This window comes from Fructilactobacillus sp. X7R9C1, assembly GCF_059901005.1.
This window is the reverse complement of sequence record NZ_JBWXVG010000002.1, coordinates 101,423-114,998: the sequence shown is the minus strand read 5'-3', so window position 1 is coordinate 114,998 and position 13,576 is coordinate 101,423. Positions and strand designations below refer to the sequence as shown.

The window sequence follows — 13,576 nt, the reverse complement described above, 5'->3', positions numbered from 1 at the left end:
AGTATTTCTTCCGTATCTGCAATTTCGCCTTTTTTTGTAAATTAGTGTTGCATGGGGTTTTGCGGTATGCTATTATAATAAATGTACTTTTGATTTGGGCAGTTAGCTCAGCTGGCAGAGCAACGGACTCTTAATCCGTGGGTCCAGGGTTCGATCCCCTGACTGCCCATCACATATCATGATCATGGTTAACGCCATGATCTTTTTTTATATCATTAATTTCACTAAAAAAAGGAAAGACCATCTTCGTTAATTGCGAAGGATCCTTCCTTTTTTATTTTTTAATTGCTAAAATCTCGGTTAAAATTGCTAAAACAGCACAAAAGCCGGCCATCGCCAGACCAATCCAAATCAAGCTTTGATCCTCAATAAACGGAACGAGGATCAAAAACATTGCCGCCAAAAAGGCCAAGATTAACGATAGGACATGTTGCTTCTTCACGCTTAACACCTCTAATCCTTGAACACCATGGGATTACATCAATTGTTTCACGTGGAACAATTATCATTTAAAACAGTGAAACCTGTTGGTAGGCAACTTCATCTAATTCTTTCAACTGATTAATCACAACTTGGACACCTTTGGTGGTAAAAGCCGCGTTTACGTATAGTTTATCCGCTCCACATGGTTGAGGCAAGTTAAAATGACCAATTTTTGGTACCATTAAATGCTTTTTCACACTCAAGTCACTGGGGCTATTATTTCCCTTGAGCCATTTGATGGTGTAGTGATGGGCTCTTAAGAACTGGTAAAACTCACGTTTCGTCATTTCCATCCCACTTACGTGTAACTCACCGTAAACGTCATCAATTGATTTAGTGATCTGATTCTGCTTTAAACTATTTCCGTAACGCAACACGATTGGTTTTACCTGCTGCTGAATCCAGCGCATTAGTCGGTCAGCACGTGGATAATTACTAAGGGAAGCAAGACGACACGTTCCCGCCACGGTTAATTGGTTAACTCCATTTTCATCAGTCACTAGTTCACTGTCTGAAAGTGAAACGATTTTGGGCTTCAATAAATTAATTACATCTAAGTAGTCAAAATAGACGTTCAACCCATCGAAACTAACGGTCAGTGGATGCCCCCGAAAACCACCTACATCAATTACCTGCACGTTCTCACCTCCAACTAGTCTTTAATGTCGTTTAAGATCCATACTGAGATTGCCGCCAAAACCATGGTAACCGCCGCAATCGCAAAGATGTTAGCAATGGATCCAATTGCCATCACAACTAGTGGACTAGCAAGTGAAGCCACAATTTGGGGAATACAAATTTGAACGTTAAACAGTCCCATGTACACGCCAATGTACTTTCCTGGAATCTCACGGGTTACAAAAGTCAACGGGTAGACCGAAACGCCAGCCCATCCAATGCCAATCAAAATAAACGCAAGCACCTGCAAGAAAACGGTGTGGGAGAATGCTGACATCAAAAAGCCGACTCCGCCAATTACCAAACTAATTGAAAAGAGCAACTTGTACTTTCGTTGGGGAATTCTTGATAGTAAAAGTGAAAAAATAACAGCTGATAAAGCATAAACGGCCGATAAAATTCCAAATAAATTACCACCGGACTGATAACCACTGCTCATCGGATTGGTTGTGTTGAAAACGTTTTTGGCAATGATACTCGTCCCGTACATCCACATGTAGGCAAAGCCAATGTAGGCAAAAAGTTGGATAATGGATACCACCCAGAAAACGCGTGGAGCATCTTTTAAAAGCATCCACGTACTCTTTTTGGCCCGTTCATCATTCTGCTCCAGTCCATGATAGTCATTAAACTGTTTAGGGGGATACTCATTAACCTTCATGACAGTAATAAACGTACAGAAGATTAAAACAACCACCGCAACATAGAACGAAAAAATGACTGAATTAGGAATCATCCCTTTACTAGCGGTGTTACTGACCCCGAGCTTGGTGAAAACCCACGGCGATAAACACGCTAACACACTCCCAATGTTTAAGAAAAAACTCTGAATTGAGTAAGCAAACCCACTCTGACGTTGATTAACCATGTCACCAATCAACATCTTGTAGGGTTGCACACACATATTGAACGCAATCATCAAAACCAACGTGATGACGGCGGCCAGTGAGATCGTAATGATGCTCGGCCAGCCAAAATCACCAACGTTTGGTAAAAGAAACAGGGTAACGGCGGAAGCAACGGTTCCAATAATGAGGTAGGGAATTCTTCTTCCCCATTTTGGCACCCAGGTTCGATCGGACCACGCTCCCACTAACGGTTGGACAAATAATCCCGCAATTGGGGGAATAATAAACAGAAGCCCTAAAAGACTCGGAGAAGTCCCGAGGGTCTGAAAAATTCTTCCCAGTTGCGAATTCATTAAGCCAAACGCCATTTGGACTCCAAGAATTCCAAAGGATAGAAACCAGATTGCGGCCGTGGTAAGTTTTGGCAACCCTTGTGTCTTTTCATTGTTATTCATTGAAAATCCTCTCAATCATTCTTAATTTTAATAAAAAGACCACTTACTCTGTAAGTGGCCTTTTACTGTACACCATCGTTTGAAGCGTATGAAATCGATGAAAACTTATTATACGATTTAATAAAGAGCAGTTTAACCGTTCCACGTGGACCCGAACGGTTCTTTTCGATAATAACTTCAACTTCGCCAACGTTATCATCATCATTTTCAACATCGGAACGTGGATCTTGGTCATCATCATCTGAATCGTGTTCATAATAATCCTCTCGGTATAAGAATGCAACAATGTCAGCATCCTGTTCGATTGACCCCGATTCACGGATATCAGACAGCACCGGACGCTTGTCCTGACGCTGTTCCACTCCACGCGAAAGCTGAGATAACGCAATCACTGGCACCTGTAATTCATTGGCTAGCTTTTTAAGTTGTCTGGAAATCTCAGACACTTCCTGTTGCCGGTTTTCTTTATTACCACCCTCAATTAACTGGAGGTAGTCGACCACAATCAGCCCTAAGTTCCCCGTTTGTTTTGCCAAACGACGACAGTTAGCCCGAATTCCAGCCATTTTATTGCCGGGAGTATCATCAATGTAAATGTGGGCCTTAGAAAGACTGCCCATCGCAATGACTAGATTTTGCCACTCCTCTTCGGTCAACTGACCCGTTCTAAGGTGATTGGCGTCAATGCTACCTTCGGCACACAACATTCGGTTCACTAACGATTCGGCACTCATTTCCAAACTGAAAATGGCCACCGTCTTGTCGGTCTTGGTTCCCACGTTTTGCGCAATGTTTAGCGCAAAGGCGGTTTTACCAACGGCCGGTCTGGCGGCTAGAATCATCAATTCGCCGGGATGAAGTCCGGTCGTCATCTTATCGAGCTCGTGATAACCAGTCGCAAGGCCCGTAATGTCGTCGCCACCATTTTGAGAAAGTTGGTCAATCTTTGTAAATGATTCGTTTAAAACGTCCTTGATGTTCTTAAATCCCGACTGATTACGGTCCTCAGAGACGTTCATAATGTCACGTTCGGCATTATCTAAGAGGTCTTCGACGTCTTCGGACTGTTCATATCCCTGAGTGGCAATGTTAGTAGCCGTCTGAATCAAGCGCCTGAGCACGGCCTTATTTCTTACAATTTTCGCGTAGTAGACCAAGTTAGCGGCCGTTGGCACGGCGTTGGTCAGATCAATGATGTAAGGCACACCACCAACGTCTTCCAGCTGGTCACGCTGCTTCAAAAGATCGGTCACGGTCACGGCATCAATGCCCTGATCGTCATCATTTAGATCCAACATCGCCTTAAAAATTAATTGATGCGCCCGCTTATAGAAGTCATCTGGATTCAGATATTCCATCGCGTCAACTAAACCGTCGGTACTCAGAAAAATGGAACCCAAAACGGCCTTTTCGGCCTCAATATTTTGTGGTGGCGTGTGATCATTTAAAGTATCGTTGTTCATTATCGACTCTTTTCTAACTGCAACTTACGACTATTTTTCGCTGACGTGAACCCGAATTTGAGCGGAAACCTGGGGATGGACCTTAACGGGAACATCGGTGTACCCCATGGTCTTGATTGGCTCACTTAATTCAATCTTCCGTTTATCCAATTTAATGTTGTATTGATCCAAAAGTCCCTGGGCAATCTGTTTACTGGTAATCGAACCGAACAAGCGACCGTCAGACCCAGCCTTGGCTTTCAACTCAACGACGGTTTTGTCATTTTCAAGTTCTTTTTTTAGTTTCTTGGAATCTGCTAGTTCCTCTTGCTCGTGCTCCTGTTCAACGTGTTGTTGAGCCTTTAATTCACTGATAGCCTGCTTGGTAGCTTCTTTAGCCAAGCCCTTCTTAATCAAAAAGTTGTTAGCATACCCAGATGGCATGTCCTTAACGTCGCCCCGGTTGCCCTTGCCTTTAACATCGCTTAAAAAGATTACTTTCATTTTAAATCCCTCCTTGTTTACTAATAATTTAACAGATTTAAACTAATTCTGCTATTGGTCGGTTTTATCATCGTTATTAACGATTTTATCAATGGCACCTAGCAGTGTCTTCTTAACCTCTGAAACACTTTCGTCGGGAATTTGCGTAGCTCCCGCTGATAAGTGGCCACCTCCACCAAGTGCTTCCATAATCAACTGAACGTTAATGTTACCATTACTTCGCGCCGAGATTCCAATGTTCCCGTTCGTCCGCTTAAAGACGATAAACGAGGCTTCCACTCCGTCAATCGTCAGTAGCGAATCAACGGCTTGTGCGGCAATGACCGAATCATATTCCTTATCATCTTCAGCGGTAATCAGGGCCATGTTCTCATCAATCTGTTCCATCATGGAAATCAGGTGGTTTCGGGCCATGTAATTATTGATACTTTCCTTCATAAAGTCGGCCATTTCGTCAGCGTTGGCACCGGCTGACCGCAGATAACTCGCCGCATCAAACGTTCTCGTTCCCGTTCTAATCGTAAAGGATTGGGTGTCAACCACAATCCCACTCAGCATGGCGGTCGCCTCTAACTGGTTGATTGGATCGGCGTCCTGAGACTGGTACTCAAACATCTCGGTAATCAGTTCGCAGGCTGACGAAGCGTAGGGTTCAATGTAAACCAGGATCGGATTCTCAGGAAAGTCCTCACCACGCCGGTGATGGTCGATGATGACCACGCGGTTCTTTAAGCGTTTGTAAAGATCCCCAGAAACACCCATGTCCGGTTTGGAATGATCAACCATAATCAGCAAACTGTTGTCAGTTGCCTTTTTCAACGCCTTATCTGGAGTAATAATTGACTCTTTAATGTCTGGATAATCATCAATCGCGTTTAATAACCGCTTGATGTCTGAGTGCGGTTCTTCGTCATCCATCACAATCCAACACTGCTTCCCGTTCATCTGGGCAATCCGTCTGATTCCCATGGCGGCTCCCATCGCGTCCATGTCAGGTTGAGCATGACCCTGAACGAAAATCTGATCCGATTCTTTCATTAACTCTTGTAAAGCGTGAGAAATCATCCGCGCCCGGACCCGAGTTCGTTTCTCCATTGGGTTCGTCTTTCCACCATAGTAGCGGGCTTCTTTGTCCTTGGCCTTAACGACGACCTGATCGCCACCACGACCGAGGGCTAAATCAAGGTTACTCTGAGCCTGGTCGGCTAAGTTGTTCAGGTTATTATCATCGTATGAAATCCCGATACTAAGGGTCAAAGGAAGGTTCTGTTTCGAGGTATCTTCTCGAATCACGTCTAAAATCTTAAATTTATCCGCCTCAATTTGATTCAACGCGGAAACGTACAACAGGATAAAGTAATGATCCGCATCAATTCGCTTTAGAAAAATTCCGTATTCCTGCGCCCACGAGCTCAGTTCGTTGGTGATGTAGTTTCTAAGGTTAGAGACGTCCTGGTCGCTCATTGACTGCGTAATTTCGTCAAAGTTATCCAGAAAAATCTGGCCGACCGCAATTTTACCGTTTTCGTACTTCTTTTCAATCTCAGCATAGCGGGTAATGTCCATCATGTAGACGGTGTTGTACTCTCTTTGAATCAACATATCGAACATGTGACCGCGCCAGGTGACCTCAATTGGCTTGGTCTGGTCAAGGTTTGCCTGAATGATGTCAAAGAGGTCTGGAGCAGAATGGTCAAGTGGATATCCGACCACCTCCGTACTATCAAAGTATGGCTGTAAATATGGATTAATCCACTCCACCACGTGGTTATCATCAAGGATTAAGATCCCAATCGGCATCTCAAGTAGTGACTCCTGTTGTCCGCGCATGATTTGATAGGACAAATCGTTGATGTACTTATCGGATTCTTCACCCACGCGGTTCATCGTGTTAATGGTATAGACGAGCCCCACACAAGCAATCAGTAAAAGAACGATTCCGATAAAGAAGTTGTAGAGAAAGGCAATTACTAGTCCCAAAATCAATGAAATTGCAATAAAAATCGTAATTTTTCTTAATCGTGTATTTTTTAAAAATGGCGGCAACGTCATTTGTGAAAAGAATTTCTTCATAGTAACTCCCATCTTTGCTCCATTATAGCTTCTATTTTATCACATTGAGGCAACCCAATAATCGGATAAAAAAAAGACCTAACTAAATTAGTTAAGTCTCAAATTCTTAATTAGTCACCAACTACGAATGGCATTAAGCCCATGATGCGGGCACGCTTGATCGCAATGGTCAACTTACGTTGGTTTTTAGCGCTTGTTCCGGTAACTCGACGAGGTAAAATCTTACCACGTTCTGATACGAAACGTCTTAACAAATCAACGTCTTTGTAATCAATGTATTCAATGTGATTAGCGGCGATAAAGTCAACCTTACGGCGACGATGGCCACCTCTTCTTTGTTGAGCCATGTGTAATTCCCTCCTAAAACATTAATCAAATCGTTCCATTAAAATGGAAGATCGTCATCGGAAATATCAATCTGGTCTCCAGAGTTAGCAAACGGATCCTTCGAATTGTCGTTACCTTTACTATTGTTAGGAGTGGCCTGACCACTCGTCTTTGGAGTTCCAAATGGATTTTCGCTAGGAGCGTGATTGCCACCGTTGTTAACTTGACCCTGACCATTTCCGTTCTGTGAACGTGGTTCAAGGAGAGTGAAGTTCTCAACGACTACTTCGGTAACATAAACCCGTTGACCCTGCTTGTTTTCGTAATTTCGGGTCTGAATTCGACCTTCAATTCCAACCAGGGAACCCTTATGCACGAAGTTGGCAAAGTTTTCAGCTGATTTGCGCCAAATGACACAGTTGACGAAGTCAGCTTCCCGATCACCATTTGAGTTAGTGAAACGACGGTCAACAGCTAGCGTAAAAGTACCCACTGCTGCGCCGTTTTGGGTGTATCGCAAATCAACGTCTCGTGTTAAGCGTCCAGTAAGAACTACTGTATTAATCATACTGAAAAACTCCTTTCATTCTAATTATTTGTCGTCTCTTCTTACGATCATATGACGTAAGATGTCTTTGTTAAACTTAGCAAGACGGTCAAACTCGTCTAGACCTTGGTCGTTGTCGCCTTCTTCAACGTTAACAATGTGGTAAGTACCTTCATTGTAACCGCCGATTTCGTAAGCAAGACGACGTTTTTGCCAGTCTTTTGAATCGATTACGTTTGCACCGTTATCAGTCAAGATCTTATCGAAGCGGTTGACCAAGTCAGTCTTGGCAGCATCGTCGATATCTGGTCTGATGATGTAAGTAATTTCGTATTTGTTTTCCATGAATTACACCTCCTTGTGGACTGTCGGCTCTCCAGTGATTTGGAGAGCAAGGGGAGTCAATTAAAATCTAATTAAACTCACAACGATTGATTATATCATTGATTGTTTTTTACTTCAACAGGACATTTGAGACGTTGACTTGCGATACATGATTAAATACGAAGCTTTTTTAAATCTTTTTTTAATCACCATTATAAATTGAATTTTTTACGACCACGTAATCAACTTTTCTAATGGCATCAATGTCTTTTCCACCAGCATAAGAAATTGATGACTGCAAATCTTCTTGCATCTCCCGTAAGGTGTCGTAGATGCTGCCCTTAAACGGAACCAGCAACTTCTTACCCTCGACGTTCTTGTAAGCACCCTTTTGAAATTGCGATGCGGAACCAAAGTACTCTTTGTATTCCTTACCGTCTTTTTCAACGTTTTTACCGGGCGACTCTTCGTGGCCCGCAAACATCGATCCAATCATGCACATTGTAGCACCAAAGCGAATTGATTTCGCAATATCACCATCGGTCCGAATCCCACCGTCAGCGATGATGGGCTTTCTGGCACCCTTCGCACAATACCGAATGGCAGCTAATTGCCATCCTCCCGTTCCAAAGCCGGTCTTAATCTTGGTAATGCAGGCTTTCCCGGGTCCAATTCCAACCTTGGTAGCGTCCGCTCCGGCATTTTCAAGTGCCCGCACGGCTTCTGGCGTTCCAACGTTTCCAGCAATCAGGAAAGTGTCAGGCATCTGTTCTTTGACGAATTTAATCATATTGATAACCGAGTCCGAGTATCCGTGAGCAATGTCAATCGTAACGTATTCAGGAAGCTGGTTGGCTTTGACCAACTCTTTAATGAAGTCATACTCGCCAGGCTTGACCCCAATGCTGATAGAGGCAAAGACCCCGTCAGCGTGCATCTTTTTAACAAAATCAAGTCGTTTCTCAGGTTGAAAACGGTGCATGACGTAAAAATAACCGTTTTTTGCAAGGCTTTCGGCTAAATCAGCATTAATGACCGTTTGCATGTTGGCGGGTACGACCGGAATCTTGAACTTACGGCCACCAAATTCCACGGAAGTATCACACTCACTTCTAGAATTGACCACACACTTATTCGGAATCAGTTGAATATCTTCGTAATCAAACACGTCCATCTTCATAACTCTCCTTGATTATTTTACGAACTATTTTGTCAAATTTAGTTTAAATGTTTCAAACACAACCAATATCATAATCGAATTGCACCATTTAATCAATATGAAAGTGCCAATTTACGAATGTTAACCATAAATTTAGGCAAAAAAATAGCACTACCGTTAACGTAGTGTTATTTTTAACCATTATTCTTCGGATTGATCAGTAGATGAAGCTGGTTCATTGACCTTTGATTCGTTTTCTTCATCCTTTGCAACGACTGCCATCGTAGCAACCTTAGCATTATCGTCGACTCGGATTAAATGAACTCCAAGGGTGGCACGGCCGGTTTCAGAAACGTTATTAACCGCAAACCGAATCATAACACCCATGTTAGTGATTAACATGATGTCTTCATCACCAGTCACGGTACTTAATCCCACTAGGGGACCATTTTTCTTAGTAACGTTTGACGTCTTGATTCCTTTACCACCGCGACCCTTGATCGGGTAGTCGGAAGCTTTCGTGCGTTTCCCATATCCATTTTCAGAAATGACAAACACGTCACTGTCACGTGTCAAGATGGCCGCTCCAACCACATAGTCATTTGGTCTGAGTCGAACTCCTCTCACTCCTGAAGCCGAACGTCCCATAGAGCGAACGTCATCAGCTCTAAAGCTAACGGCGTATCCCAAATGAGTTCCAATGATCATGTTGTCGCCGTTATCCACGATGGATACGCCAATCACTTCATCATTATCGTGTAAGTGAATGGCCTTTAAACCATTCTTTCGAATGTTCAAGAAGTCAGAGACTGGGGTTCGTTTAACCGTTCCCAGTTTCGTTGTAAAGAACAGGTACTTGTCCTCGTCATTATGCTGGGACGAAATACTGATAACCGTTTGAATCTTCTCATTTTGACCCAAGTTTAAGAGGTTAACAATTGGAATTCCCTTCGCGGATCGTCCGTACTCTGGGACTTCGTAAGCTTTCATACTATAAACTTTGCCAGCGTTCGTGAAGAACAAGAGTCGATCATGGGTTGCCGTTGACAGGAGATGTTCAATGAAATCGTCCTTATTGACACCCATTCCTTGAATTCCACGACCTCCACGATTTTGGGCCTTGAACTCGTCGGTTGGTAGTCGTTTAATGTAACCGTTGTGGGTCAAAGTAATTACGACGTTTTCCTCTTCAATTAAATCTTCGTCCTCAATACTGGTAATTTCACCAACCAGTAATTCGGTCCGCCGTTTGTCACCAAACTTCTTCTGAATCTCAAGGAGTTCATCGTAAATAATGCCGTTGATCCGATCTCGACTGTTTAAAATGTCTTTGTAATCTTTAATGTTAGCCAGTAATTTATTATGCTCGTCGGTAATCTTGCCACGTTCCAGTCCGGTTAATCGAACCAGCCGCATGTCTAAGATGGCCTGCGCTTGCTTGTCGTCTAAATCAAAATTGCTAATCAGTTCGTTTTTGGCGATATCGCCAGTCGCGGAATTACGAATAATCTTGATGACGGCGTCAATGTTGTCAAGAGCAACCAGTAACCCTTCCAGAATGTGAGCTCGAGCCTGAGCCTTACGTAAGTCAAACTTCGTTCTTCTGGTAATAACTTCCACCTGATACTCCAGGTAGTACTGCAGAATTTGTTTCAGACTCAAGACTTTCGGCGCACCATCAACGATGGCTAGCATGTTGAAACTAAAGGAGGTTTGCATCAGGGTTAACTTGTACAAATTGTTCAAGATAACTTCAGCTGAAGCATCCCGTTTGACATCAATCACAACCCGCATCCCGTCCTTATCGGACTCATCGTTAATGGCGGTAATACCTTCAATTCGTTTGTCCCTTACTAGTTCAGCAATCCGTTCGATTAACTTAGCCTTGTTGACCATGTACGGCAATTCAGTCGCAATAATGCGCTGTTTGCCGTTTTTTTGTTCCTCAATGTCAACCTTAGCCCGAACAATGATACTACCACGACCCGTTTCGTAGGCTCTTCTGATTCCAGATTTACCCATGACCACTCCCCCAGTAGGGAAGTCAGGTCCGGGCAGAGCTTCCATCAGATCATTGGTGGTAGCGTCTGGATTTCTCATCAAAATGTGAATTGCACTAATTACTTCGCTTAAATTGTGAGGTGGAATGTTAGTGGCCATTCCAACCGCAATCCCAGAAGCTCCATTTAAAAGGAGGTTCGGAATTCTAGCCGGTAAGACCACTGGTTCACGTTCGGTGCCATCGTAGTTGGGCTGAAAATCAACGGTGTCCTTGTTGATGTCTCGCAACATTTCCATCGCAATCTTGGAGAGTCGTACCTCGGTGTAACGCATGGCAGCGGCACCATCACCATCGACGGAACCAAAGTTTCCGTGTCCGTCAACTAACATGTAACGATAACTAAATTCCTGAGCCATTCGAACCATGGCCTCATACACGGAACTGTCACCGTGAGGATGAAACTTTCCTAGAACATCCCCAACAATTCGCGCGGATTTCTTGTAAGGCTTATCCGGTGTAACTCCTAGTTCGTGCATATCGTACAGGATTCGACGATGAACCGGTTTTAAGCCGTCACGAACGTCAGGAAGCGCACGGGACACAATCACACTCATTGCATAATCCAAGAATGATGATCTCATCTTCTTCGATAATTCAATGTTTTGAACTCGACTTGGTTTATTATTTTCTTCATTTACCAAGAGATTTTGCCTCCATTCCTTGTTAAATCAGTCAATTAACCTAATTGTTTCACGTGAAACAATTTATACATCTAGGTTTTCAACAAAGGTTGCGTTGTCTTCAATAAACTTCCGTCTTGGAGCCACCTTTTCACCCATTAACATGGTGAAGGCTTCTTGAGCAGCCGAAGCATCATCAGAAGTAACCCTTAGAAGCCGACGATGATCTGGATTCATGGTGGTGTCCCACAACTGCGAGGCATCCATTTCGCCTAAACCTTTGTATCGTTGAATTTGTGGTTTTGGTGAAGCCGGAAGTTGGGCTAACAACTCCTGAAGTTCCTCATCAGAATCAACGTATCGTTGGAATTTGTTTCCCTGACGAACTCGGTACAACGGTGGCTGGGCAATGTAGACGTATCCAGCATCAATCATTGGACGCATGTAGTTATAAATTAAGGTTAGAAGCAAAATCTGAATGTGGGCCCCATCAACATCGGCATCGGTCATGATGATTAACTTGTGGTAGTTAACCTTACTAATGTCGAAGTCACTGCCAAAGCCAGTCCCCATCGCGGTAAACAAAGAACGAATTTCTTCGTTAGCCAGAATTTTTTCCATCGTGGCCTTTTCAACGTTTAAAATCTTGCCACGAATTGGCAGGATGGCCTGCGTCAGTCTAGAACGACCCTGTTTAGCAGAACCACCAGCCGAATCACCTTCGACAATGAACAATTCGGAGACTTTCGGGTCCTTACTGGTGTTGTTAGCCAACTTCCCGGGTAAACTGTTGATTTCAAGTCCGCTTCGTTTTCTGGTTACTTCACGAGCTCTTTTTGCTGCGGCTCGCGCTTTAGAGGCCACGGAACCCTTTTCAACAATCTGTTCCGCGATCTGAGGATGTTCCATCATGAACTTGGAAAATTCCTGACCAAAAATGTGATTCGTAGCGGTTCTCGCATCAGAGTTACCAAGTTTGGTCTTGGTCTGCCCCTCAAATTGAGGATCGGGATGCTTAACCGAAACGACCGCGGTCATTCCTTCTCGAACATCGTCACCAGAAAGGTTTGGCTCGCTATCCTTAATTAAATTGTTATTTCTCCCATAGTTATTAATAATTCGGGTCAAAGCTTGCTTAAACCCTTCTTCGTGGGTTCCACCCTCATAGGTATTGATGTTATTAGTAAACGTCAAAAGGGTACTGTGATAATCATTCGTATACTGAATTGAAACTTCGACCGTGATGCCATTTTCCTGACCCTCAATGTAGATGGGATCCTTGAAGATTGGAGTGCGACCCCGATCGAGGAATTCAACGTAGTGCCGAATTCCACCTTCGTAGAAGAAATCGTGTTCCACGGGTTTTTCGGGGCGATCATCTCTAATTGTGATTCTTAACCCCTTGTTTAAAAAGGCCAGTTCTCTGACACGCGTGGTCAAAGTCTTCATGTTAAAGGTCGTGGTCTCGGTAAAGATGTCTGGATCGGGAACAAAGTGAACCTTAGTTCCGTGAGCATCCCTGGGTGCGTCCCCAATGACCTTCATTGGCGTCTTGACGTGACCCCTTTCAAAATCCATGTAGTACCGCTTGCCACCTTTAGTAACAACAACGTCCAGTTCCTTTGACAAGGCGTTTACCACTGAGGCTCCAACTCCGTGAAGTCCACCGGAAACTTTGTATCCGCCACCACCGAATTTACCACCAGCGTGGAGGATGGTGAAGACGGTTTCTAGTGCCGACTTACCGGTATCTTTTTGGGTGTCGACGGGAATCCCACGACCGTTATCAACGACCGTAATACTGTTATCCTTTTCCACGGTAACGTTGATTTCGTCAGCAAAACCCGCCAACGCTTCGTCAATTCCGTTATCGATAATTTCCCAAACTAAGTGATGGAGTCCCTGTTCGTTAGTGGCTCCAATGTACATTCCAGGACGTTTTCTGACCGCTTCTAGTCCCTTTAGGACTTGGATTTGACTAGCGTCGTACTCCCCTGCCCGTTCTCTTTTTGCTTCTTTTTCTTGATCAGTCACTACAATTCCTCCTCAACTAC

At 43.8% G+C, this 13,576-nt stretch carries 12 protein-coding genes and 1 tRNA gene; 1 reads left to right on the top strand and 12 read right to left on the bottom strand.

The annotated features are described in order from the left end of the window. The first annotated feature begins 96 nt into the window (after positions 1 to 96). A tRNA-Lys gene (locus AC6UD0_RS02255) sits at positions 97 to 169 on the top strand. Positions 170 to 274: 105 nt separating this feature from the next. Here the strand turns inward: AC6UD0_RS02255 and AC6UD0_RS02250 are convergent. From AC6UD0_RS02250 to gyrB, 12 genes are all read right to left on the bottom strand, one after another. Next, positions 275 to 442 carry a hypothetical protein gene (locus AC6UD0_RS02250; protein ID WP_500695955.1) on the bottom strand — a complete coding sequence of 56 codons (168 nt, stop codon included), beginning with the start codon at positions 440 to 442 and terminating at the stop codon, positions 275 to 277. Between the two features lie 67 nt (positions 443 to 509). Then, a complete protein-coding gene (locus AC6UD0_RS02245) occupies positions 510 to 1,121 on the bottom strand; it encodes a hypothetical protein (protein WP_500707986.1) in 612 nt (203 codons plus the stop codon). Positions 1,122 to 1,135: 14 nt separating this feature from the next. After that, positions 1,136 to 2,464, bottom strand: a complete 1,329-nt coding sequence (locus AC6UD0_RS02240; RefSeq protein ID WP_500707984.1) for an MFS transporter — start codon at positions 2,462 to 2,464, stop codon at positions 1,136 to 1,138. 62 nt (positions 2,465 to 2,526) lie between these two features. Beyond that, the gene (gene dnaB / locus AC6UD0_RS02235; RefSeq protein ID WP_500695952.1) at positions 2,527 to 3,927 is read right to left on the bottom strand and encodes a replicative DNA helicase; all 1,401 of its coding nucleotides are present in this window, start codon (positions 3,925 to 3,927) and stop codon (positions 2,527 to 2,529) included. A 30-nt stretch (positions 3,928 to 3,957) separates the two neighbouring features. Beyond that, the gene (gene rplI / locus AC6UD0_RS02230; protein WP_500694197.1) at positions 3,958 to 4,410 is read right to left on the bottom strand and encodes a 50S ribosomal protein L9; all 453 of its coding nucleotides are present in this window, start codon (positions 4,408 to 4,410) and stop codon (positions 3,958 to 3,960) included. 51 nt (positions 4,411 to 4,461) lie between these two features. Then, positions 4,462 to 6,483 carry a DHH family phosphoesterase gene (locus AC6UD0_RS02225; protein WP_500695951.1) on the bottom strand — a complete coding sequence of 674 codons (2,022 nt, stop codon included), beginning with the start codon at positions 6,481 to 6,483 and terminating at the stop codon, positions 4,462 to 4,464. 110 nt (positions 6,484 to 6,593) lie between these two features. Beyond that, complete coding sequence (gene rpsR / locus AC6UD0_RS02220; protein ID WP_010022194.1) at positions 6,594 to 6,830, bottom strand: 30S ribosomal protein S18; 237 nt, start codon at positions 6,828 to 6,830, stop codon at positions 6,594 to 6,596. Between the two features lie 38 nt (positions 6,831 to 6,868). Then, on the bottom strand, positions 6,869 to 7,378 hold the full coding sequence (gene ssb / locus AC6UD0_RS02215) for a single-stranded DNA-binding protein (protein WP_500694199.1): 510 nt from the start codon (positions 7,376 to 7,378) through the stop codon (positions 6,869 to 6,871). 24 nt (positions 7,379 to 7,402) lie between these two features. Next, complete coding sequence (gene rpsF / locus AC6UD0_RS02210) at positions 7,403 to 7,702, bottom strand: 30S ribosomal protein S6 (protein ID WP_500694200.1); 300 nt, start codon at positions 7,700 to 7,702, stop codon at positions 7,403 to 7,405. 181 nt (positions 7,703 to 7,883) lie between these two features. Next, positions 7,884 to 8,855 carry a GMP reductase gene (locus tag AC6UD0_RS02205; protein WP_500699700.1) on the bottom strand — a complete coding sequence of 324 codons (972 nt, stop codon included), beginning with the start codon at positions 8,853 to 8,855 and terminating at the stop codon, positions 7,884 to 7,886. A gap of 186 nt (positions 8,856 to 9,041) precedes the next feature. Continuing rightward, entirely contained in the window at positions 9,042 to 11,483 is a 2,442-nt protein-coding gene (gene gyrA, locus AC6UD0_RS02200) for a DNA gyrase subunit A (protein WP_500708065.1), read from the bottom strand. A gap of 123 nt (positions 11,484 to 11,606) precedes the next feature. Continuing rightward, a complete protein-coding gene (gene gyrB / locus AC6UD0_RS02195; RefSeq protein ID WP_500694202.1) occupies positions 11,607 to 13,556 on the bottom strand; it encodes a DNA topoisomerase (ATP-hydrolyzing) subunit B in 1,950 nt (649 codons plus the stop codon). Positions 13,557 to 13,576 lie beyond the last annotated feature (20 nt).